Origin of the sequence: Nonomuraea monospora (genome assembly GCF_039531895.1) — a bacterium.
Taxonomy (GTDB): Bacteria; Actinomycetota; Actinomycetes; order Streptosporangiales; family Streptosporangiaceae; genus Nonomuraea; species Nonomuraea monospora.
The window spans coordinates 128,875-147,782 of sequence record NZ_BAAAQX010000022.1 but is presented as its reverse complement, the minus strand read 5'-3'; the positions used below and the strand labels follow the sequence as shown (position 1 = coordinate 147,782).

The window sequence follows — 18,908 nt, the reverse complement described above, 5'->3', positions numbered from 1 at the left end:
GCGATCGACCGAGCCATATCTCGCAGGATCGACCCCTAGGAGGGCGCGCCTATGAAGCACGGGCTCTGCAAGACCGTCGAAGGAGCCGCGCCGGCAGGCCCCGATGACGCCCCTCGGCCTCACCTGGGCGGGAGCATGAACGCCGGCCAGGCTCCGCCGGATCGACACCCGCGGCTGCGCCGGCTGAGCGAACGATCCCAGTCGATCGAGGAGTACTGCCGGTCGATCGCCGAGGCCGCCCCGACGGCACCCGCCCCGGCGTCCCGGCAACTCCTGGCCACGGTCGCACGGCAACTGGCCGACCAGGTGCCAGGTCTTGCCCGCGCCGGTCTCGAGCAGGACCTGCGGCGACCGCATACCGTGGTCTCGCTCGCCGAGCACCACGCCTCCATCGCTCACCCGCTGACCATGAGCGCGATCGCGACCCAGGCGCTGTACTCGGGGCTGTCCGGCTCTCCTCTCATCAGCTTCACCTGCGCAACAGTGCCGCTGGACAACGATCTGTTCCCGCGAGGCACGATGATCGCCGGCCGGAAGGTGGCCTTCCTGCCGCAACGCCACCGCGCCAAGTCGCCGCTGACCTGTCCCGCGATGAACACGGAGGACATGTCCGGCAAACTGCGGCAGCTCGAACGCGCAGGGCTGATCGACGCCGCCACGTCCGCCGCCGTCGCTCAGTGGTGGTCACGCATAGCACCTGAAGTCGCCGCCTGCCGGCTCTACTGGCAGCAGGTCTCCCTCCTCAACCAGCGGATCTTCCAGGGAGTGTTCGCGCTGGAGGCGGCTCCTTTGGTGATGCTGCCGATCGAGCTGATCGCGCGCGACATGCTGCTGGCCGACCTTGACCGGGGACGGTACGGCTGGCTCGATCGCAGCCTCTTCGACCCCGCGGCGAGAACCGCGCTGCTGCGCAGCCTGGACGGCATCCGATGTTGCTGGAACGCGGACGCCTCACGTGGCACCTTCCTGTTCTGGAGCGTCGATGAGGCGAATCGGCTGCGACCGGTCTTCCCACGCGGCGACGAACTGACCACGCGGGACGGCCGCGCCGTGTGCCGCATCGAACCGGCGGCGATCCACGCCGCTCTCACGCGCGAAGCTCTCGTCCCGGCCGGCTCGTACGCCCTGATCAGGATCGCCGTCCAGTGCCGGCTACGGCACTTCGGCGGCTCCCTGCAATACGACTACCTGTCCCACATCAAACGGCGGCTCGTCTCGGGGCTGGGCGCGTTCCTCACCGAGGACGAGCTGCGTGGCATCGACCAGGCGCCGGACTCCTACTACGTCGATTTCGCCGAGCACGAGGCGCTCGGCGGCGACCTGGGCCGGCTCAAGAACCCGATCTCCAAGGCTGATCTCGCCTCGTTCGGCGCGGCAAGCATCGGGGAGGCGGCGCGCCGGGCCCTGGACTGGATAGCCACCTCTGTCACGCGGTACTGACCTGCCCCGGCCCGCCGGTGCGGCTTCGACGTGCCCAGGCGAGGACCGGCGACCATCGGAGGAAGTGACCATGAGCCTCATGCACCTACGCCCCGCCGCGCTGGACGACTGGCTGCGGGACTACTACTTCACCGCCGAGATCGACATCAGTTCCAGCGGGGTCGAACCTTATTCCATGGCCGAGTTGCGCGCTCTGGCCGGCATCGGCGTCGACGACCTCGACAACGTCATGTTCCGCGACAGCAGGTCCTGCGGGATGGCCGAGCTGCGCACGGCCATCGCCGATCGCTTCGGCTACGGGGACAGCTCTGAAGTGCTGGTGACGCATGGGTCCGGCGAGGCCGAGCACCTTTTCATGATGACCTTCTTCAGCCCCGGCGACGAGGTCGTCGTCGCGTCCCCGATCTACCACACGCTGGGGGCGATGGCCGCGTCGGTCGGCTGCCGGGTCGTTGCCTGGCACCTGCGTCACGAGGACGGTTTCGCGGTGAACACCGATGATCTGCGGCGCCTGGTCTCGCCCCGGACCCGGGCCGTCATCGTGAACCTGCCGCACAACCCCACCGGGGCGTCGGTCGACACCGCCGCCCAGCAGGAGATCATCAGCATCGCGCGCGGCGTCGGCGCCTATCTCGTCTGGGACGAGGTGTTCAGGGAGCTCACCTACGACACCGCTCCGCTGCCGAGCACGACCACGCTGTACGAGCGGAGCGTCGCCTTCGGTTCGCTGTCGAAGGCGTACGGCCTGCCCGGTCTCAGGATCGGCTGGGGCGTCATGCCGGAAGAACTGATCGGCCCCTGCGTCACCCTGCGGGACCACAGCACCTTCGCGCTCTCGCCCCTGGTGGAGCGCATCGCGCTGGCCGCCGTTCAGCGGGCCGACGTCCTGCTCACGCCTCGCTACGACCAGGCCTACAAGAACCTGTCCCTGCTGGAAGACTGGATGCACCGCAACGAGGGGCTGGTGGAGGGGGTGCGGCCGGTCGGCGGGGTGACCGCCTTCCCCCGGCTTCCCGAGGTGCCCGACGTCGAGGAGTTCTGCCACCGCCTGCTCCACGAATACGGCGTGCTCCTGCTGCCGGGCGGCTGCTTCGGCTTCCCGCAACACATCCGCCTCGGTTTCGGCGGCCCGGCCGAAGCGTTCGAGACAGGGCTGGCGCGGCTCACCGATCTGCTGCTGAAGACGCGCCAGACGAGGCGGCCCGGATGGTAGCCCCGCTCCTGCCGGTGATCAGGCGGCCCCTCGTGACCCCGGCGGTGCTGTGGAGCGTCGTCTCCCGGCTTCCCGTCTACGGGATCACCCTCGCCCTGATCCTGTCCGTCAGGGAAGGCGGAGGCTCCTATGCGTCGGCCGGCTCGGTCTGCGCGCTGTACATGGCCGGCACGGCGGTCGGCGGCCCCTGGGTCGCCCGGCTCGCCGCCCGTTGGGGCATCCGCCGGATCCTGGTGCTGACCAGCCTCGGATACGTGCCGCTCATGCTTCTGCTGGTCCGGCTGCGCTCCTTCGACCCGGTGGTCTGGCTCGCGCCGGCCTTCGCCGCAGGCGCCCTGCTGCCGCCGGTCGCGGCCGGCATGCGCGCCATGTGGTCCATGCTGCCCCTCAGCACAGCCGAACGCGAGGCCGGTTACACGTGGGAGGCCGTCCTCAACGAGATCCTGGTCATCGGATCACCACTGGCGCTGACCGCCGGGATGACGATGGGATCTGCGGAAGCGGCGTTGACCGCAGGCGTCATCGTGATCGGTGTGAGCAGCTGCGCTCTGGCCTCCACCAAAGCGATCGGCGCGGCCGTGGCTCCCGCCGGTCCCGCGGCCGGCTCGCCCAACCCGCTCAGGTCCCCCATGTTCCTGCTCCTCATGGCCACGACCGCCGTCTGCATGGTCAGCCTCGGCCTGAGCACGCTGGCGACGACGGCCTTCGCCGAGGAGCACGGCGGCCTGCGCGATGCGACCCTGCTCTACGCCTGCTGGGGAGCGGGAAGCCTCCTCGGAGGACTCTGGTACGGACGGCGGCGGTTCCGTACGCCGCGGGAGAGCCACCTCCCCTGGGCCGTCCTGGCCTTCGCCATCGGGTGCGGCCTGCCGGCGTTCGCCGGCTCCCACCTGTCCTTGGCGGTCCTCCTCGCCCTCGGAGGAGCCCCGATCGCGATGATCACCATTTCCGAGATGGCCATGACGCGGGCGATCGTCTCACCACCGGCCCTGGTGGAGGCGTTCAGCTGGCTGGCGACGGTCACGGTGATCGGAGACGGCCTCGGGCAGTTGCTGGCCGGGGTGCTGCTCAGCCATCTGACGGCCAACGCGGTCTTCGTCGTCTCCGCATCGCTCGGTCTGTGCGCGGCGATCGGCCTGCTGACGGCCCGCGGCCGATGGCGGACGGCAGTCTCAACAGACGCTGCACACGGCCTCAGCTAGAGCTGCCTCTCCAAGATGGGCCAGCAATCGAGGAGCCTGTCGTGCTCCTCGCGCAGGGCCAGGTATCGAACCGAGTTGTAAGGAACGATGAGGAGACGACCGTTCGCACGGATCCGCTGCACGTCGATGGCCATGGGAGGCTCGCCCTCCTGCCGGCTGGATTCGAGGCACAGGCCGCTTCTCGCTGACATTCAAGCCGCCTGCTGCAGCGCCCTCACAGCCACTCGTTGATAGCGGCGACCAGTACAGTCGCCTGGTAGCGAACAGCAGGGCCAGGGTCGGTGGCGGCGGCACTTCTGCCGCAGCTACACCACGCTGAACTGGACAAGATCCTAACCGCCCGCCGCATCCTGCCGGGCGAACGCGTTGATGGTTACCGCGGCCGACTCCTGCTCGACCAACAGCTTGCGCGCGGCCGTATGAATCTCCGCCCGCGCGGCCTGGCGCAACTCTGCCGGTTGATGCGGTATCACCACCTCCCTCACCGCTCCTTGACATCTTAGGATATCTATGTTTTCTTAATGCCTCTAAAAGAATCTAGAGACAATAAGGAGCAGATGTGGAGCCTGTGTGGTTGATCGTTCTCGCGGTAATGGCGCTGGTGACGGCCGTGTGGTGGCGAGCGTCCAGATCCGCCCGCCTTCGGCGGCCCACGAAGTCCTGACATGGCCCACACGATGCGCGACCACTTGTTCGGCAAGCACGCCATGGAGGCGACCGCCGCCGAGCAGTCACTCCCGCGATGCGCCGGACCGCCTGGAAACCGACCAGTCCGTCGCCTTCCCAACCCCCCGGCCAGCACTTCAGATTCCAGCTGAACAACTCGCTGGCGGTGTCGGGCCTCCTGCGCCCAGCCGACACGCTGCGCACTTACGCGATCTGGAAGCTCGACCTCGCCAGGACGGCGATCGAACTACATGTCCACCTGCACGACGGGGACGGTATCGGCTTGACGTGGGCGCAGGCGGCACGGCCCGGGAACCGAGTGACCTTCTGGTGGCCGCAAGACCCTCGGTCGAGGTGTTCGGTGTCCTGGAGAGCGAGACCCCAGGCACGATCTGCCCATGCCCGGCACATCGCCGCTGCGCCGGGCGCCCCGCCGCGGCGCCCCGCCGTCGCTCCTCGTGGCCGTAGCCGTGGCCGTGGCCGAACTCGACCTGCCGGGCAACGCCGGCGCCACCTACGTGGCAGGCGAGGTCAGGGCCTGTCAGCTGGTGCGACTTCCCGATGCGCGAGCGTGACCAGCCGCGGGCCTCGACCAAGACCAAGCCGTTCTGGGCCCCGGGCAAGCGGGGCCCGCACTGACCGTCAAGGAGACCTGAACGTGAAAGTGATCATCGTGGGAGGCGGCATCGGCGGGCTCGCCACGGCCGCCGCCTTCCACCAGCGAGGCTGGCAGGTGGAAGTCCTCGAACGCGCCGCTGCGTTCACCGAGGTGGGCGCGGGACTGACCATCCAGCCCAACGGCCTGCGCGCGCTGGACGCCATCGGCCTCGGCGAGCGTCTGCGCGCCGGTGGGCTGGCCGGCCCCCTCGCGGGCATCCGCGGCAAACGTGGGGACTGGCTGGTCCGCAACGACGTCGAGGGCTTGAAACGCCGTTTCGGCCCGTGGGCGACCGTGCACCGGGCCGATCTGGTCGACCTGCTGCGAGCGGCTGTGCCGTCCGAGGCCCTGCGGCCGGGCGTCGACGTACAGCATGTCCAGCCCGACGGCACAGTCCGTCACGGCGGCGGCACCTCCACCGCCGATCTCGTCGTGGGCGCCGACGGCGTGCACAGCGTGACCCGGCGCTCCCTCTGGCCCGGCCTTCCCGGGCCGCGCTACGTCGGCTACACCACCTGGCGTCTCATCACCCCACCTCAGCCAGTCGAGGGGAGCGTGGAAACGTGGGGCAGGGGCGAACGGTTCGGGCACGTGCCGATGCCCGACGGCCGCATCTACTGCTACGTGATGGCCAACGCCCCGGCCGGCTCCCACGTCGGCCTGGGCGAGCTGCGCAAACGCTTCGCACGCTGGCACCAGCCCATCCCCGCGCTGCTCGACTCCGCGCAGGAGGAGGCGGTGCTGCAACATGACACCCACGAGCTGCCGATGCTGCCCACCTACGTTTCAGGGAACGTGGCCGTTCTCGGAGACGCGGCCCACGCCATGACTCCCAACCTGGGACAGGGCGCCTGCCAGGCGCTCGAGGACGCGGTCACGCTCGCGCACGCAGTGGACACCCTCGGCGTACGAGCAGGGCTTCAGGCGTACGACCGCACCCGCAGGCCGCGCACCCAGCTGATCGTCCGCCGTTCCCGCCAGGCCGGCGCCGCCGCGCACTGGACCTCCACGCCGCTGACCACCCTGCGGGACACGGTCTTTCCCCTCCTGCCCAACAGGCTCTTCGCCCGCTCACTCACCCCCGCCTACACCTGGACGATCTGAGGCCCCCCGCAGCGATCATGACGTCAGCGCCGTGCTCGCCAACCTGGTCATCCCCGACCTGGTCATCCCCGACCTGCTGGCACAGCACGCCTTCAACCCGGCCGAGCCGCACCACGCCGCTACACGCCACCGCCATCCCGTGGCGGCCACACCGTGGCTCGGCATGATCGGTGCGCTCCTGTTCCCCGCCACTGCCACCCACGACCTGGAGTTCGCCGACCGGACCGTCTTCGTCCTCGGCCCCCGCGGGCAGGTCTTCATGGCGGCCGTCCCTGGCCATGCTGTTGCGTCAGCGGCGACGCGGCGCATGCCCATGGTCCCCGCCCATCCGGTCATGATCGCCGTACAAGCCGGTGCTCGTCGAGAGCCAGGCCGGCCGGGACACCCGCATGAACACCGCCCCGGTCTCAGGCATGGCCGAGAACCTCCGCGGCCCCGGTGGGTGCGGTTCTGGCGACCGTGGCCTCGAATGCGCCGCTGTTCAGGACGGCCACGCCCAGGGGAAGGCCGAGTTCGCTGCTCGTTGCTGATGTCGCCGCAGCGGATCTGGTTTCTCGGGCGTGCTCAGCTGGAATGTGCTCGGTGGCGTCCTGGCGCTGGGGAGTGCTGCTTGTTGGAGGCGTGCTTCGCGGTGCCGGCGCAGGCTGGTCACGCCGAGCCGGGCACGCCTCTCGGCGAGGCGCGCGCGGCCCTTGACGGCGCGCTCGTAGACGGATTCCCGCCGCATGCCGAGGATCTTCGCCAGTTCTCCGAAGGAGTAGCCGCGGGGCTTTTCCTGGTTGAGTGCGATGGCGATGTTCATGGCGTCTCGCAGGTGTTCGCGCAAGGGCTCGACATGTACCAGGCCGACCGGGTCGTCGGAGAGCCGCCTGGCAAGTGCGTCCACCATGCGGTGCAGCATCGCTACATATTCCTCGGTCTCGACGACACGGCGACGGTGCCGGCTGCCGGCGGAGGGCTTCATCGCACCGGCCCTCGCTGCCGCGGCTGCCCGGCAAGAGTCGCCATCACTGGCTGAGGAGGCGCTTCATGGGGAGACGGTGGGTCGGTTCTTCGGCCGGGCGGGACGGATCGGGGCATGGCCGGTGAGAAACGGGGCTTGATCAGCTCGAACAAGGAAGCCGAGGGAGACCGCAGGGAGACCGGAAGGAGTGAACAGACCCGGGTCCATGCGGAGATCTCGGCATCGTGCGACGCGGTCACAGCCTGCTGAGCTGCGTTGTTGGTCACTGGTGACATCAGTCGTCACCGTCCGATGCGGCGGTTGGGGGATTTCGCATCCCCTGATCCCGCGAGTCAAGGCTGCTGGCCAGATCGCTGACCTCGTCTGGTGGGTGGGCGTGGTGCAGCCGGATCGGTGACAGCTCGGCAGAGAAGGCGAGCTCCAGGGCCACGCCATGATGGTTTCGCGACCAGTGGGTCAGCGCGGATGCGCGGACGTCCTCAAGGCGCCGGTGCCACACTGTCACGATGCGCCTCCCGGCGGAAGCGGAGGCCCTCGATCTCGACGGCCAGCACGGCCATGTCGCGCACAAGGGCGTAGTACTTGGTCGCGTACTCGTCGTCAATCGCCGGCAGAACCTGCTCGAAAATTGACGTCAGCCGCGTCAGGCGAGAGCGGTGTTGTTCAGTGAGCGGGCCGCGAAAGCCGAACGGGAACGGCATGGCCAGGTTCTCGGCCATCAGCTTTGCGAACACATTGAGTGCCTCTTCCAACATGGGAAAATCCTTTCAGCGCACGCGGGCGTTTCCGAACGCTGGATCACGAGATAGATCAAGTCCCGATATGCTCCGCCCATGGGGCCAGACAAGATGACGCCGCAGCTCTTTCCCAACCGTTTCGCGGATGCGGTCGGACCCAGTGCGGGCGGCCCTGCCCGCGACCATTGCCAATGCGTCGGCCACTCGGTCGCGACCCGGCCTGCGTCTGTCTCCTTCCATGGGGATCGGCAGGACACCGAGGCAGCGGGCTGGCAGCGTCTCCTTGCGCTGATCGACGAGGCGGCTGCGGATGGACGGACGGTATTCAAGCCGTTCGTGGATCTGAGCGCACCCGAGCGGCGGCAAATTGTCACGCTACCGCCGGCGATCGCGAAGCTGACGGCCGTCAAACAGCTCGTGCTCTACGGCACAAATCTGGTTCGCATCCCGCCCGAGATCGGAGCCATGACCAGCCTGGAGATCTTCGAGCCCTACACCTCTCACAGACTGCATTGGTATCCGTATGAGCTCACCAGATGCGCCAAGCTGGCTGACAGCACAGTGAGCACCCGCGTCCTCTACGGCAATTTCAAATACCGGCCACCGTTTCCGAAGCTACGGCCGGTGACCGGCGTTGGAGAAACGAACTTGGCAGCGCTCGACCCGGGCGTGTGGGGTGCCGACGCGGTGCGGACTTGCAGCGTCTGCGACGGGCCGGTCCGAAGTGAGCTGCACCAGGTCTGGATCTCCCGCCTGGTCGGCACCGACGTGCTGCCGTTCTTGGTGAATGCATGTTCCGCATCGTGTGTGGCGGCGCTGCCGGAGCCGCACGCAGGGTACGTTCCAACGCCGCACACCGGCGGCCCGGACATTGTGCAGCCGCCCGCCAGACGATGAGATGGCAAACCGCGGTCTCGTCGCGAGCTGTCACCGCGCTCTGGCGACCGCGTGGCCCGGCCTGGTCTTGCGCCGGATGTGCTGGACGCGACAGGCAGGCCCGGACGCGTCGGCCAGTGGGCGGACATGCCCGCCAGGCAACCGCTCGCTCGCGCCGCGCACTGTGTCCGGGCCACGTGTCCCACCATCGGGGTGTGGTGTCGGCGCAGCACTCCGATGCGTTGGCGCGCCGACGGATGGCCGCCGTCCTGTTCTCACCAGGCCCCGGCTGACCGGCTCGGGCCGTCCCATAAGATCATCCGCATCGTCGCCTTACTCCGGGCCGCCATCGCCCGCCACCGCTTCGGGCGTCCGGCCGCCGTCGCCGTCGCGCTCTACCTGACTGCCGTCGCCGTCGCCGCCGGGTACGACGACGGGCAGTGGTTCGTCATCGTCGCCACGGCCGGTTTCTGGCCTTGGGACGACGGGGCCCGGGTCCTGCTCGCGGCGATCGGCGTGCTCAACGCGTGGGCGCTGTGGCAGATCCTGCGGGGCCCGCCTGCGCAGCGCGCCGGGGCGCTGCCGCGTGATGTGGTGTGGCTGCGGCGTCTGCTCTACGCGGACGTGGCCGGCGACATGCTGTTCTGGGAACTCCTCGAACTCATCTCCGACGTCGTGCAGGACGCCGCCAGCCGGATCGTGTGGGCCGCCACCATGGTCCTGCTGGTGCGGACTCTGGCGGGAGTATCGGCCCGGTTCCGGATCATCGCTCTCGGGCTCGGCCTGACCGGGGTCCTGGCTGCGACGCTGCGGTCGTTCGCCGAGGTTCCGCTGCTGACGTCGTCGCTCTTGGTGGCAATGGCGGCCCTTGGCTGCAAGGCAATGATCATCATCGGGCAGGGACGCGACGGGCGGTTCAGCGCCGTCACGCTCGCCATCGGCTGGACCGCCCTCCTCGTCCCGCAGGTCTACTCGCTGTTGCAGGTCGAACGGGTGCGGTTCGACGGCCTGTCGCTGGTGGTGCACACACTCGACGGGCTGATCGTCGTGTGGGCGGCCCGCACCGCGCACGAGCTCGCCGCGCCCCGGCCGGGCGCCGCGGCGCCCGGAACCGGTCGGACGCCGCGGCTGCTCGCCGCCGCCGTCGTCATGCTCGTGCTGCCGATGGCCGTGGTCGGTGCCGAGAGGGACGCCCGGCTCACCTACACGGCCGCCGGCGAGGGCTGCCGCGACCGGCTCCGACCGGCGGCCGGCCTCGGGCTCGCGGAGCGGCGGCGGTCGTTCCTCTGCGTGGCCAGGGGCGAGACCTTCGCGGCGGACGCGATGTTCCCCGCGGATCTGCCCGACCAGCGCGTCCTGGCCTACGGCACGGAGCTGTGCGCGCTACCCGCCGAGCGTGAACGGAACGCGCTGCACGAGCGGGCGGGTGGCACGGCCGACACCATCGAGCTGGCCGCGGCTCTGGAGTACCTGTGCCCCGGCATCGTCGCCCGGCAGAGCGCCGAGGCCGACCGTCGCCAGGCCGAGAGTGACCGGCAGGAAGCCGCGTGGAAGGCCGAGATGAACGCCCGGTGCGCCGACCCGTGGCCCGGAGTGCGGGCCAGGCGGCAGGGCACGGCCGCGTACATCCTGTCCGAAGGCGGCGGCTATGCCGTCTTCGACGATCGTGACGACAGCGTAGGCGATCCTGGAGACATTCACGGCCTCGGCGACGAGGTCGCCGACGTCTTCGACGCCGTTGAGGACGGCTTCATCGACGTCGTGGGCAGCAGCGCCGCCATCCTGACCAACGGGGACACGACGATGTGCTTGACGGTCAAAGCATTCAACCGCGCTCCGCCGCTCCGGCTCACCGGGTGGGAAGAGGTGGTCGAGGTGGGCATCACCAGCCGCAGCGGCCGCCTGGTCGTGCCGACGTACCCCAGGGGTGGTGACAACGGGGCGGCCGGGCCGCTGCCCGACCTGGCCATCGCCGGTCCAGGCCACTACCGGCTGCGGATCTATGCCCGCACGCTGCCATGGGACGAGAACGACCCCGACGCGCCGCTGGAGGAGCATCTGCTCGTCGTCCATCCCGGCCGCTCGACCGAGAAGATCGTCCACCGGCCGCGCGGCTGATCTCGCCGAGCGCGTGCGGCCACATCACCGAGTACGCGCCCGCACCCCGGTCCGCTGCCGCAACTGGATCACCGGCAGGCTGCTGGCCGAACGTGACTGCGCCGTCGCGGTGACCGGGTTGCGCCGGATCGCCGGTGCAGGGCGGTCACTGTGGCGAGGTTGTCGCCGTGCGCGTCACCGCCCGCCTTCGGCCGCGCCGGCGATCACGCCACCGGCTCGCATCCGTCCAGCTCTTGGTGCCTGCCCGAAGCCGGTGCAGTGGGCGATCGTCGCGTCGTCCGCCGCCACCGCGTACTGGGCCTCCGCCTGCCGGACCCGGCGGAGGATCTCGTCCGGTCCGCTCGACGCCAGGACGGCCATCACCCCTGGCCAGTCGGTGAGCCCGAACCGGTCCACGATGCCGCTGGCGCCGTTGCTGAGGAGAGCGGCGCCGGCGGGGGTCAGCCCTGAGGCCGGGCAGTTTCCGGTGACGGCCTCCTGCGCCGCCCGTGGGTCGTCCTTGGCCACCCAGAAGCCGCCCGGATGGTTCCGGTTTGAGCGCAGGTCGCTGAGGATCTTGTTGTACTCGTCGCTGCCTGCGGTGGCGGTCTTGAGCGCCGGCTCGTACGAGCGGCTGATCACCACCTCGCGGGGGTCGGAGACGACGAGTGGCGGGCCGTCTGCTCTGTCCAGCACGACGTACGCGTCGCCGAGCACCAGGTACTCGACCAGGCCGTCGGACAGGCGCAGGATGGCCACCGCCGCCGACGGGCTCAAGCGGTTGGTGACATCGCAGGTGTCTCGGTGAGCGTCCGTCACCTGCTCGATGGCGTCGGCGAGCAGGGCAGGGAGGCTGCGGCCGGGTGCGAGTGACAACAGAGCGAGGAGGGTGCCTCCCAAGCGGCTGGCGTACCACGCTACGCCGTGTCGGCAGAGTGATTCCGTGCCGGGAATGCCGGCACCGTCGACCAGCACCGCTGCTGTCGGCACGGCTCCGGTGAAGTCCTCGTTCGTGCGGCCGGGCCGTCCTGCGGCCTCGCTCGCCATCGCCACCCGCATGTATCGCCGCCTTCGACTGTGCCACGGTGCATCCTGCTATTGAGGGTAGGTCGTCCATCCCTGGTTGGGTGATCCGTCGCAGGGGAACTGGGCGGCCTGTCCGCCGTTGGCGGTGCTGCCCATGGAGATGCCCAGACACATGCCGCTCTTGCGGTTCTTCAGCGCGAAATACCCCTCTGGATATCCCTCGAACAGCACGAGCCAGTCCTGGTTGTAGTCGTTGGACGGGTTCGCCTGGATGGCCAGGGCGCCGAGGGCGGTGCTGGCGCCGTCGATGCCGAGGTTCTTGCCGGTGCCGGCGTTGTGCAGGCTGTCGTACGCGCCGGCCGCGATCCAGCTCCACCTCTGTGCGAGCAGGAGGGGGTTTTCGGGCTGCTGGACGATCCTTGCGCCGTTGGCCGGGTTGCCGTTGAGGGGCTGCAGGTTCTTGTGGGATTTGAGGTTGTGCAGGTAGAAGGTCGCGGCAGCGTGGGCGGGCGGTGGGCCGGTGATCGTCGCGAGCGCGGCGACCATGACGGCCGCAGTGGTCTTCCGGATGCGGGTCATGTGGTTCCCTTCGCTTTCGTGCAGCATCGATACGCGGTCGTCAGGGGGCAAGGGTGTTTCGGCGGTGGCCTAAAGACGCTGGTGCGCGTCCCCTCGAGCAGGCCACAGGCTCTGCCGCGATCGTCACACCGCCGGTGTCGCGACCGGCGGGGCCCCGGCGATGCGCCGCGCTGTCCGCCTCCCCGGGAGGCGCGATCAGGAGCGGGCCTCCGTCCGCTGCGGGCGCGGCTCGTCCGATGAGCGGCTTTTGACGTTTTCGTCAGGGCAGTGATCTACTCCCTGCCGTGACGACTCAGACGAAGCTTCAGCCCGCCCCTGTCATCGACGAGACATCCCGGCTGCTGACCGAGCACTATGTGTTCCCCGAGATCGCCGAGCAGCTCGCCGACCTGCTGCGACGACGCCTCGCCGAGGGCGCGTACGACGTGGACAGTGCCGAGGAACTCGCCCGTCTGGTCACCGCGGACCTGCAGTCCGTCAACGATGACAAACACCTGCGGCTGAAGCACCACGCCGACCCGGTGTCCCCCGGGGAGGGCGCGGCGATCCTGGAGTCCATCCGCCGGGACTTCGACACCTCGCTGGGCGGCGCGCCCCGGGTGGAGCTGCTCGACGGGGGAGTGGCGTTGGTGGAGCTGGCTCCGATGCTGTTCCCGCTGGACTGGGCCGCCGAACCGCTGAGCGCCGCGCTGACCTTGGCGTCCCGAGCCCGGGCGCTGATCGTGGACCTTCGCGGGAACCGCGGCGGCGACCCGGACACCGTCGCCTTCGTCTGCAGCTACCTCCTGGACGAGCGCACCCACCTCAACACCATGCACTGGCGCGGGGGCGAGCGCAGCGAGCAGTCGTGGAGCCTGCCGCACGTCCCCGGCGCGCGTTTCGGCGGCAGCAAGCCGTTGTACGTGCTGTCCAGTGCCAGTACGTTCTCCGCCGCCGAAGAACTGGCCTACGATCTGCAGCAGCTCGGCCGCGCCGTCGTCGTCGGCGAGCCCACCCGCGGCGGCGCGCACCCGTGCAAGGGCTGGACCGTGCACCCCCACCTGGAAGCCACCGTCCCCACCGGCCGCGCCGTCAACCCCGTCTCGGGCACGAACTGGGAGGGCGCCGGTGTGCAGCCGGACGTCCCCTGTGCTGCCGCCGACTCCCTCGCCCGGGCGCACGCGCTGGCCCTCGCCCGGCTGGCGGGCTGACGCGGCCGGCCGCCGTTCCCGTTCCGGATCAAGGGCGGAGGTCGAGGACGTCCCACTCCACTTCACCAGCGACCGCTCTGGGCTTCCAGTACCCGATGGACGTGCCGTTCTCCATCGCGTCGGCCGTCGCCCTCAGCAGAGCGTGGAACGAACGGATCCGCACCCCGCCAGGCCTGAAGCTCATGCTGCCCTCGTGGTCGGTCGTGCCGACGTCGCGCTGCTCCGAATCTACCACGAGATGATCGCCCATCCCGTCGGCGCCGACGGCCAGCATGCGCCCGTCCCACCACTGCGAGCGCGCGTTCTCGTCGCCCCCGTCCCCTTCGTTCTCGCTGTCGATCTCGCACAGGCCCCGCCAGTCGGTCAGGATCTCCGCGACGCTCGCGTTCGTGTGGCCCAGGAACCCGAACGCCCAGACGTCGTCGAGGTGGACGGATCCGTCGTGCCGCAGCAGTGACGCGCGCAGGTCGTCGGGGAAGCGCAGGCCCATCTCGGCCTCGGCCGCCGCGATGTCCGCCGCCTTGCCGGGCTTGCCGAGCGTACGGTAGCTGCGCGGGGCGTGCTCGCGCAGCCAGGACTCGATCCGCCGCCACTGCCGGTTGACCGCCCGGACCACCTTCGCGTCGATCGCGCGTACGCGTGGCGTGGCGGTCTGGGACTGGCAGTCCTCGTCCGAGAGGTCGGGGCCGGGTGGCGCGATCGGCGCGGGCGAGGGCGGGCCGTCGCTGAGGGGCGCCTGGGACAGGCAGGCTTCCTGGGCCTGTCCGAGTGCGGGGTCACACGCCTGTTCCTCCAGCTCCGCGAAAGAGAAGCCGACTTCGCCGGTGACCGACGTCTGCGGCGCCTGGGAGAAGACGGCCGACTCCAGCAACTGGGTGCAGGAGGCCAGCAGGACGAGCGCGCAGCCCGCCACGCCCCACCGGGTCAGGCGACGGCGAGCCGCCGCGCTCAGGGGCTCCCGCGGCGGGCGCGCCTCGGCCGGAGGGCGGTCCAGAAGGGACGGCTTGGCGGCCAGACGCTCCAGGTCGCGTGGCGTGGGTGTGCCCAGGATCGGTACGACGGCGGGCTGCCCGGTGTCGGCGGGGGCAGCCGGTGCCGGATCGTCCCGGCTTCGCTCGGCGGGCAGGCGCAGGAAACGCTTCATCGTCAGCACCGCCGCCACCGCCGCGAGGGCCGCCGTGAGCGCGAGCCACACCGCCCGGGGGATCGTTAATCGTTTCGGTCGTCGCACGTCCGGCAGGCTATCCGTTATCGATCATCGGCGTGGCCCGTGCAAGTGGCCCGGGGCAGGGCGGCACGCGCGGTGGGAGGCGGGCTGGAACGCGTCCATGGCGGGTTGTTGCGGAAGGTGACGGCGTTATCACTGTGACGTCAGGGGCTGTTCTCATCTGGGCGTGATTACTTAGCGCATGCGGCAACAACGCAGAGTAGTTGCGCGTCAGTGAGAGGGGTCTCCATGCACAGCATCCTGGCCAGAATCCTCGCGGCAATCGTCGCCGTCGCGGCGCTCACCGTCTCCACCCCACCCGCCCAGGCGGCGCCGGCGGCCTACTTCGTGATGACCGACTACTCCCGCGAGGAGTTCGTCCTCCAGCTCACCAACCCCGCCCAGATCCAGCACGCCCGTGACCTGCTCAGCGGCACCACCACGGAACAGCCGCACGTCCACGGGCGCATCGTCAAGCGCATGGCCCCCTACAACCCGCGCTGGAGCTACCACCTGAACCCCGAGACGATCAGCTTCTTCGACTACGCGATCGAAGTCTGCGACGCCACCATCCCCTACGTCGAAGAGCATCTGGACGAAGCCGGTGGGGCGTTCCTGCCCGGTCTTCACTGGTGCGACTGGTCCTCCAGGCTCGTGCGCGAGCTCAGGCCATAGCCGCACCTGCCGTCGCGGCCCCTGGAGCACCGCTCCGGGGGCCGCCCGCGATGTGGCGGCACCACCGCATCGCCGGTCAGAGGCCGCTGGTCTCGATGTAGACGCCCTCGTCCAATGCCAGCAGGTCGCTGCCCGTGATGACGAAGCGGCCGAACTGCTGTTGGCGACTGAGCAGCTCGGTGTACACGGCGCTGCTGCCGTGGATGGTCATGAAACCGCTGTAGTCCATCCGCGTCTCGCCGTCGATCCCCGCAGGCTCATCGCCGGCCGGGCCGTCCTCGTGCTCCTCCGGCGGCAGCAGGAGATGCTCCTTCGCGGCCCAGACGCGCGCCCGGTCGTCGTGGGTGCCCGCGACGATGCGGGTGAACTCCTCGCGTTCGAGGACGACATACTCATCCGGCCCCCGGTACAGGCTGGCCGACCACTGCGCCGCGGCCTCGCGGGGGTAGGCGGACAACAGCGACCACTCCCCGGACGAGGCGCTGATCAGGTACGCCGGACCCATCTCCCCGCCGGCGAGCTGCAGGCCCGTGATCGCCCAGCGCCCCCACAGCAGTAGGGACAGATCGGCGCACACGCCGGCAGGAAGACTCTGCTCGTGGCCAGGGAAGGGCTGCATGGTCTCCTGCTCATCGATCCGGTGGGGCGACACGCCGACCTTATCGGGCGGGCGGCAGCGCGAGCACACGTGTCCGTCCCGCCGCGCGCCATCGACGTGACCAGCCCCGCATACCGGTCAACCGCCTTCTGGCGAACCGGAGCGGATGAGGCGGACAGTGAAGAAGGCATGGACACCTCTATGCGGTACAGGATCCGCGCCGGGGACCACGAGGCGTTCGCCGCACTGTTCGACGAGCACTCCGGCACGGTCTACCGGCACGCCCTGGCCCTGCTCGGAGACTGGTCGGCGGCGGAGGACGTGACGTCGCTGACGTTCCTGCACGCCTGGCGCGCCCGGCGCGGCCTCACCCCCGACGGCGGGTCGCTGCGGCCCTGGCTGCTGGGCATCGCGACGAACCTCGCCCGCAACGAGCGGCGCGGCCGGCGCCGCCGCCACGACCTGCTGGCCCGGTTGCGCGCCGAGCCGCCCCTCGGCCACCTGGACGACGTGACCGAGCCGGCCGCCGACCGCGAGCAGGTCGAGGCGGTGGCGCGGGCACTGGCCACGCTCGGTCACCACGATCGGGAGGTCGTCGCCCTGTACGTCTGGGCGGAGCTGGACTACGCCGAGATCGCGCAGGCACTCGCCGTCCCGATCGGCACCGTCAAGTCCCGGCTGTGGCGGGGCCGCCGCAACCTGGAGCGCGCCCTGCGAACCGGGGCGGGGCTGACGGACAGACAGAGGGTGGCCGCGAACGACGCGGCCCGGCCCGCCACACCACGAGCAGGGGAGACAGGCGATGGATGAGCGCGAAGAGCTGGCCGCGCTGCTGCCGCCGCTGCGGCACCGGCTGCCCGAGGGCCGCAGACGAGCACTCAAGGAGCAGGTCATGGCCCAGATCACCGTCCACGAACACACCCGGCGTCGCCGGCGCGGCGCCGTGGTGGCCGCCGCGGCCGCCTGCGCGGCGGGCGCGGCCTTCCTCCTGGCCTCGCCGTCGCCGGCGTACGCGCTGCGCGACAACCCCGACGGCACCATCACCGTCCACATCTACGAGGCCAAGGACCCCAAGGGGCTGCAGGCCGAGCTGCGCGGGCGCGGCGTGCACGCGGTCGTCGACTACATGCCGGTCGGCAAGACCTGCAAGCAGCCGCGCAGCACCACCTGGGTGCCCGGCGTGCGCCTGGCGTCGCCGCTGACCGCCGAGGAGGAGGCGGACGGGCCGGGCTTCCGCATCGACCCGTCCGTGCTGAGGCCGGGGCAGACGGCGGTGCTGGAGTTCGTCACCGAGGAGGTCGGCGGTCAGTTCGTGCAGGCCGGGGTCCGGGACCTGGTCTCCGACGGCCCGGTCGGCGACTGCGTGCTGGTCGACGCCCGGTGACCGGCCGGCGCCGCGTCCGGCAAAAGAGCGTCCGAGCCAAGACGCGGCGCGTTCCGGCCGATCAGCGAGGCCAAGACGCGGCGCGTACCGGCCGATCAGCGAGGCCAAGACACGGCGCGTACCGGCCGATCAGCGAGACCAAGACGCGGCGCGTACCGGCCGATCAGCGAGCCGATCGGTCAGCTCCGCACAGGCGTCATCCCGGCGGGGAGCCCGTCGATCGGCGTTCGATCAGGGCCGGTTCGGACACCCACTCGCGCCGCTCCGTCCGGCCCTCGACGCGTTCGAGCGCGAACCGCGCCGCCACCCGCCCCATCGTCGCCCCGTACTGGGCGACGGTGGTGAGGGAGAAACGGGGGTGTGAGGCGAACTGGGTGTCGTCGTAGCCCGCGACCGAGATGTCCTCGGGCACCCGGAGGCCGCGTCCGGCCAGCGCGCGCATGCTGCCGAACGCCCCCTGGTCGGAGCCGACGAACAGGGCGGTGGGCCGCCCGGCGCCGTCGAGCAGCGCGTTCGTCGCCTCCTCCGTCGCGGCCTCGCTGCCGCCGCAGTGCACGACCTCGATGTGCTCCTCCAGGCCGAGCCGCCGCATCGCCTCGCGGTAACCGGCCTCGCGCACGGCGTGCGGGCTGAGCACCCCCGGGCCGGTGACGTCGTGCGACAGGTGGGTGATGCGGCGGTGGCCGAGGCCGGCCAGGTGCTGCACGGCCAGCGCCGCGCCGGCGTGGTCGTCGTCCACGACCCTGTCGTAGTGCTCGCCGTGGTCGTGGCGGGCCACGACCACGGTGGGCAGCCGCCGCGCGAAGGCGTCGAGCCAGGCGGTGCCGACCTTGGGGGAGACGACGATCAGCGCCTCGACCTCGCGGTCCCACAGCGACTCCATGCCGGGGTTGCGCTCGGCGCTCTCGTGGTCGAAGGGTGAGACGAGCATGCGGTACGGCCCGGGGTCGAGCGCCTCGTACACGCCGTCGAGGATGTCGGCGAAGAACTGGCCGCGCAGCAGCGGCACCGCCACGCCGATCGTGCGCGTCGAGGTGCGCATGGCGCGGGCGGCCTCGCGGGGGCGGTAGCCCAGCTCGGCGATGGCGGTCTCGACGCGCTCGCGCATGGCGGGGCTCACGCCGTAGGCGTCGCGGAGCACTTTCGACACCGCGGCCCGCGACACTCCGGCCGCGGCCGCCACGTCGGAGATCGTCGGGCGCGTCGAGGTCATGTCAGCAACATAGCGACCTTCGTGGCCGGGGCGGGTTTTCGGGGTTGCGTGAACCGGTGGGACAGAACAAGGCTCTTGC

The 18,908-nt window shown here is 70.3% G+C and carries 20 protein-coding genes and 1 pseudogene; 12 read left to right on the top strand and 9 right to left on the bottom strand.

Going from position 1 to position 18,908, the window contains the following annotated elements:
- The first annotated feature begins 51 nt into the window (after positions 1–51).
- The 3 genes from ABD331_RS35815 to ABD331_RS35805 all read left to right on the top strand — a co-directional run bounded on the left by ABD331_RS35815 (position 52) and on the right by ABD331_RS35805 (position 3,855).
- On the top strand, positions 52–1,440 hold the full coding sequence (locus ABD331_RS35815; protein ID WP_344484991.1) for a hypothetical protein: 1,389 nt from the start codon (positions 52–54) through the stop codon (positions 1,438–1,440).
- A 70-nt stretch (positions 1,441–1,510) separates the two neighbouring features.
- Positions 1,511–2,653, top strand: coding sequence for a capreomycidine synthase (gene vioD / locus ABD331_RS35810; protein WP_344484988.1), 1,143 nt, complete (start codon positions 1,511–1,513; stop codon positions 2,651–2,653).
- Positions 2,647–3,855, top strand: a complete 1,209-nt coding sequence (locus tag ABD331_RS35805) for an MFS transporter (RefSeq protein ID WP_344484985.1) — start codon at positions 2,647–2,649, stop codon at positions 3,853–3,855. The genes vioD and ABD331_RS35805 overlap by 7 nt, the downstream gene beginning before the upstream one ends.
- Before the next feature lie 332 nt (positions 3,856–4,187).
- Here the strand turns inward: ABD331_RS35805 and ABD331_RS35800 are convergent, their stop codons facing one another.
- Complete coding sequence (locus tag ABD331_RS35800) at positions 4,188–4,340, bottom strand: hypothetical protein (RefSeq protein ID WP_344484983.1); 153 nt, start codon at positions 4,338–4,340, stop codon at positions 4,188–4,190.
- Between the two features lie 257 nt (positions 4,341–4,597).
- Here ABD331_RS35800 and ABD331_RS61070 point away from each other — a divergent pair.
- The 3 genes and pseudogenes from ABD331_RS61070 to ABD331_RS35790 form a co-directional block, all read left to right on the top strand.
- Positions 4,598–4,801: pseudogene (locus tag ABD331_RS61070) on the top strand (hypothetical protein); the annotation flags it as partial.
- 118 nt (positions 4,802–4,919) lie between these two features.
- Complete coding sequence (locus ABD331_RS35795; RefSeq protein WP_344484981.1) at positions 4,920–5,096, top strand: hypothetical protein; 177 nt, start codon at positions 4,920–4,922, stop codon at positions 5,094–5,096.
- An 83-nt stretch (positions 5,097–5,179) separates the two neighbouring features.
- The gene (locus tag ABD331_RS35790) at positions 5,180–6,283 is read left to right on the top strand and encodes an FAD-dependent monooxygenase (protein WP_344484978.1); all 1,104 of its coding nucleotides are present in this window, start codon (positions 5,180–5,182) and stop codon (positions 6,281–6,283) included.
- Between the two features lie 481 nt (positions 6,284–6,764).
- On the opposite strand, the gene ABD331_RS35785 is transcribed toward ABD331_RS35790, so the two are convergent.
- The 3 genes from ABD331_RS35785 to ABD331_RS35775 form a co-directional block, all read right to left on the bottom strand.
- Complete coding sequence (locus ABD331_RS35785; protein WP_344484975.1) at positions 6,765–7,247, bottom strand: hypothetical protein; 483 nt, start codon at positions 7,245–7,247, stop codon at positions 6,765–6,767.
- 274 nt (positions 7,248–7,521) lie between these two features.
- Complete coding sequence (locus tag ABD331_RS35780) at positions 7,522–7,677, bottom strand: hypothetical protein (protein WP_344484972.1); 156 nt, start codon at positions 7,675–7,677, stop codon at positions 7,522–7,524.
- Between the two features lie 49 nt (positions 7,678–7,726).
- Positions 7,727–8,002 carry a hypothetical protein gene (locus ABD331_RS35775; protein WP_344484969.1) on the bottom strand — a complete coding sequence of 92 codons (276 nt, stop codon included), beginning with the start codon at positions 8,000–8,002 and terminating at the stop codon, positions 7,727–7,729.
- A 78-nt stretch (positions 8,003–8,080) separates the two neighbouring features.
- On the opposite strand from ABD331_RS35775, the gene ABD331_RS35770 reads away from it, so the two are divergent.
- Both ABD331_RS35770 and ABD331_RS35765 read left to right on the top strand, forming a co-directional pair.
- On the top strand, positions 8,081–8,881 hold the full coding sequence (locus ABD331_RS35770) for a hypothetical protein (RefSeq protein WP_344484966.1): 801 nt from the start codon (positions 8,081–8,083) through the stop codon (positions 8,879–8,881).
- 216 nt (positions 8,882–9,097) lie between these two features.
- Positions 9,098–10,978 (top strand): hypothetical protein, encoded by a 1,881-nt coding sequence (locus ABD331_RS35765; protein WP_344484963.1) that lies wholly within the window; start codon positions 9,098–9,100, stop codon positions 10,976–10,978.
- Positions 10,979–11,152: 174 nt separating this feature from the next.
- Here the strand turns inward: ABD331_RS35765 and ABD331_RS35760 are convergent, their stop codons facing one another.
- Positions 11,153–11,833, bottom strand: a complete 681-nt coding sequence (locus tag ABD331_RS35760; protein ID WP_344484961.1) for a hypothetical protein — start codon at positions 11,831–11,833, stop codon at positions 11,153–11,155.
- A gap of 219 nt (positions 11,834–12,052) precedes the next feature.
- Positions 12,053–12,562 carry an RICIN domain-containing protein gene (locus ABD331_RS35755; protein WP_344484957.1) on the bottom strand — a complete coding sequence of 170 codons (510 nt, stop codon included), beginning with the start codon at positions 12,560–12,562 and terminating at the stop codon, positions 12,053–12,055.
- 284 nt (positions 12,563–12,846) lie between these two features.
- On the opposite strand from ABD331_RS35755, the gene ABD331_RS35750 reads away from it, so the two are divergent.
- Positions 12,847–13,752 carry a S41 family peptidase gene (locus ABD331_RS35750; protein WP_344484954.1) on the top strand — a complete coding sequence of 302 codons (906 nt, stop codon included), beginning with the start codon at positions 12,847–12,849 and terminating at the stop codon, positions 13,750–13,752.
- Positions 13,753–13,780: 28 nt separating this feature from the next.
- On the opposite strand, the gene ABD331_RS35745 is transcribed toward ABD331_RS35750, so the two are convergent.
- Positions 13,781–14,983 carry an SMI1/KNR4 family protein gene (locus ABD331_RS35745; RefSeq protein ID WP_344484951.1) on the bottom strand — a complete coding sequence of 401 codons (1,203 nt, stop codon included), beginning with the start codon at positions 14,981–14,983 and terminating at the stop codon, positions 13,781–13,783.
- 225 nt (positions 14,984–15,208) lie between these two features.
- Between ABD331_RS35745 and ABD331_RS35740 the strand changes: the two genes are divergently transcribed.
- The gene (locus ABD331_RS35740; RefSeq protein WP_344484948.1) at positions 15,209–15,634 is read left to right on the top strand and encodes a BP74-related protein; all 426 of its coding nucleotides are present in this window, start codon (positions 15,209–15,211) and stop codon (positions 15,632–15,634) included.
- Between the two features lie 76 nt (positions 15,635–15,710).
- Here ABD331_RS35740 and ABD331_RS35735 read toward each other — a convergent pair whose 3' ends face one another.
- Positions 15,711–16,253, bottom strand: coding sequence for a hypothetical protein (locus ABD331_RS35735; RefSeq protein ID WP_344484945.1), 543 nt, complete (start codon positions 16,251–16,253; stop codon positions 15,711–15,713).
- A 180-nt stretch (positions 16,254–16,433) separates the two neighbouring features.
- Here ABD331_RS35735 and ABD331_RS35730 point away from each other — a divergent pair, with 180 nt between their 5' ends.
- Together ABD331_RS35730 and ABD331_RS35725 are read left to right on the top strand one after the other, a co-directional pair.
- Positions 16,434–17,042 carry an RNA polymerase sigma factor gene (locus ABD331_RS35730; protein WP_344484942.1) on the top strand — a complete coding sequence of 203 codons (609 nt, stop codon included), beginning with the start codon at positions 16,434–16,436 and terminating at the stop codon, positions 17,040–17,042.
- A complete protein-coding gene (locus ABD331_RS35725) occupies positions 17,035–17,616 on the top strand; it encodes a hypothetical protein (protein ID WP_344484939.1) in 582 nt (193 codons plus the stop codon). Before ABD331_RS35730 ends, ABD331_RS35725 begins: the two co-directional genes overlap by 8 nt.
- Before the next feature lie 196 nt (positions 17,617–17,812).
- Here ABD331_RS35725 and ABD331_RS35720 read toward each other — a convergent pair whose 3' ends face one another.
- Positions 17,813–18,829 carry a LacI family DNA-binding transcriptional regulator gene (locus ABD331_RS35720; protein ID WP_344484937.1) on the bottom strand — a complete coding sequence of 339 codons (1,017 nt, stop codon included), beginning with the start codon at positions 18,827–18,829 and terminating at the stop codon, positions 17,813–17,815.
- Between the last annotated feature and the right edge of the window lie 79 nt (positions 18,830–18,908).

Coding starts and splice junctions, on each gene's coding strand:
- ABD331_RS35725 (WP_344484939.1), top strand. CDS start 17,035: ATGGATGAGCGCGAAGAGCTGGCCGCGCTGCTGCCGCCGCTGCGGCAC.
- ABD331_RS35815 (WP_344484991.1), top strand. CDS start 52: ATGAAGCACGGGCTCTGCAAGACCGTCGAAGGAGCCGCGCCGGCAGGC.
- ABD331_RS35770 (WP_344484966.1), top strand. CDS start 8,081: ATGGGGCCAGACAAGATGACGCCGCAGCTCTTTCCCAACCGTTTCGCG.
- ABD331_RS35730 (WP_344484942.1), top strand. CDS start 16,434: ATGCGGTACAGGATCCGCGCCGGGGACCACGAGGCGTTCGCCGCACTG.
- ABD331_RS35805 (WP_344484985.1), top strand. CDS start 2,647: ATGGTAGCCCCGCTCCTGCCGGTGATCAGGCGGCCCCTCGTGACCCCG.
- ABD331_RS35785 (WP_344484975.1), bottom strand. CDS start 7,247: ATGAAGCCCTCCGCCGGCAGCCGGCACCGTCGCCGTGTCGTCGAGACC.
- ABD331_RS35740 (WP_344484948.1), top strand. CDS start 15,209: ATGCACAGCATCCTGGCCAGAATCCTCGCGGCAATCGTCGCCGTCGCG.
- ABD331_RS35755 (WP_344484957.1), bottom strand. CDS start 12,562: ATGACCCGCATCCGGAAGACCACTGCGGCCGTCATGGTCGCCGCGCTC.
- ABD331_RS35765 (WP_344484963.1), top strand. CDS start 9,098: ATGCGTTGGCGCGCCGACGGATGGCCGCCGTCCTGTTCTCACCAGGCC.
- ABD331_RS35735 (WP_344484945.1), bottom strand. CDS start 16,253: ATGCAGCCCTTCCCTGGCCACGAGCAGAGTCTTCCTGCCGGCGTGTGC.
- ABD331_RS35775 (WP_344484969.1), bottom strand. CDS start 8,002: ATGTTGGAAGAGGCACTCAATGTGTTCGCAAAGCTGATGGCCGAGAAC.
- vioD (WP_344484988.1), top strand. CDS start 1,511: ATGAGCCTCATGCACCTACGCCCCGCCGCGCTGGACGACTGGCTGCGG.
- ABD331_RS35795 (WP_344484981.1), top strand. CDS start 4,920: ATGCCCGGCACATCGCCGCTGCGCCGGGCGCCCCGCCGCGGCGCCCCG.
- ABD331_RS35720 (WP_344484937.1), bottom strand. CDS start 18,829: ATGACCTCGACGCGCCCGACGATCTCCGACGTGGCGGCCGCGGCCGGA.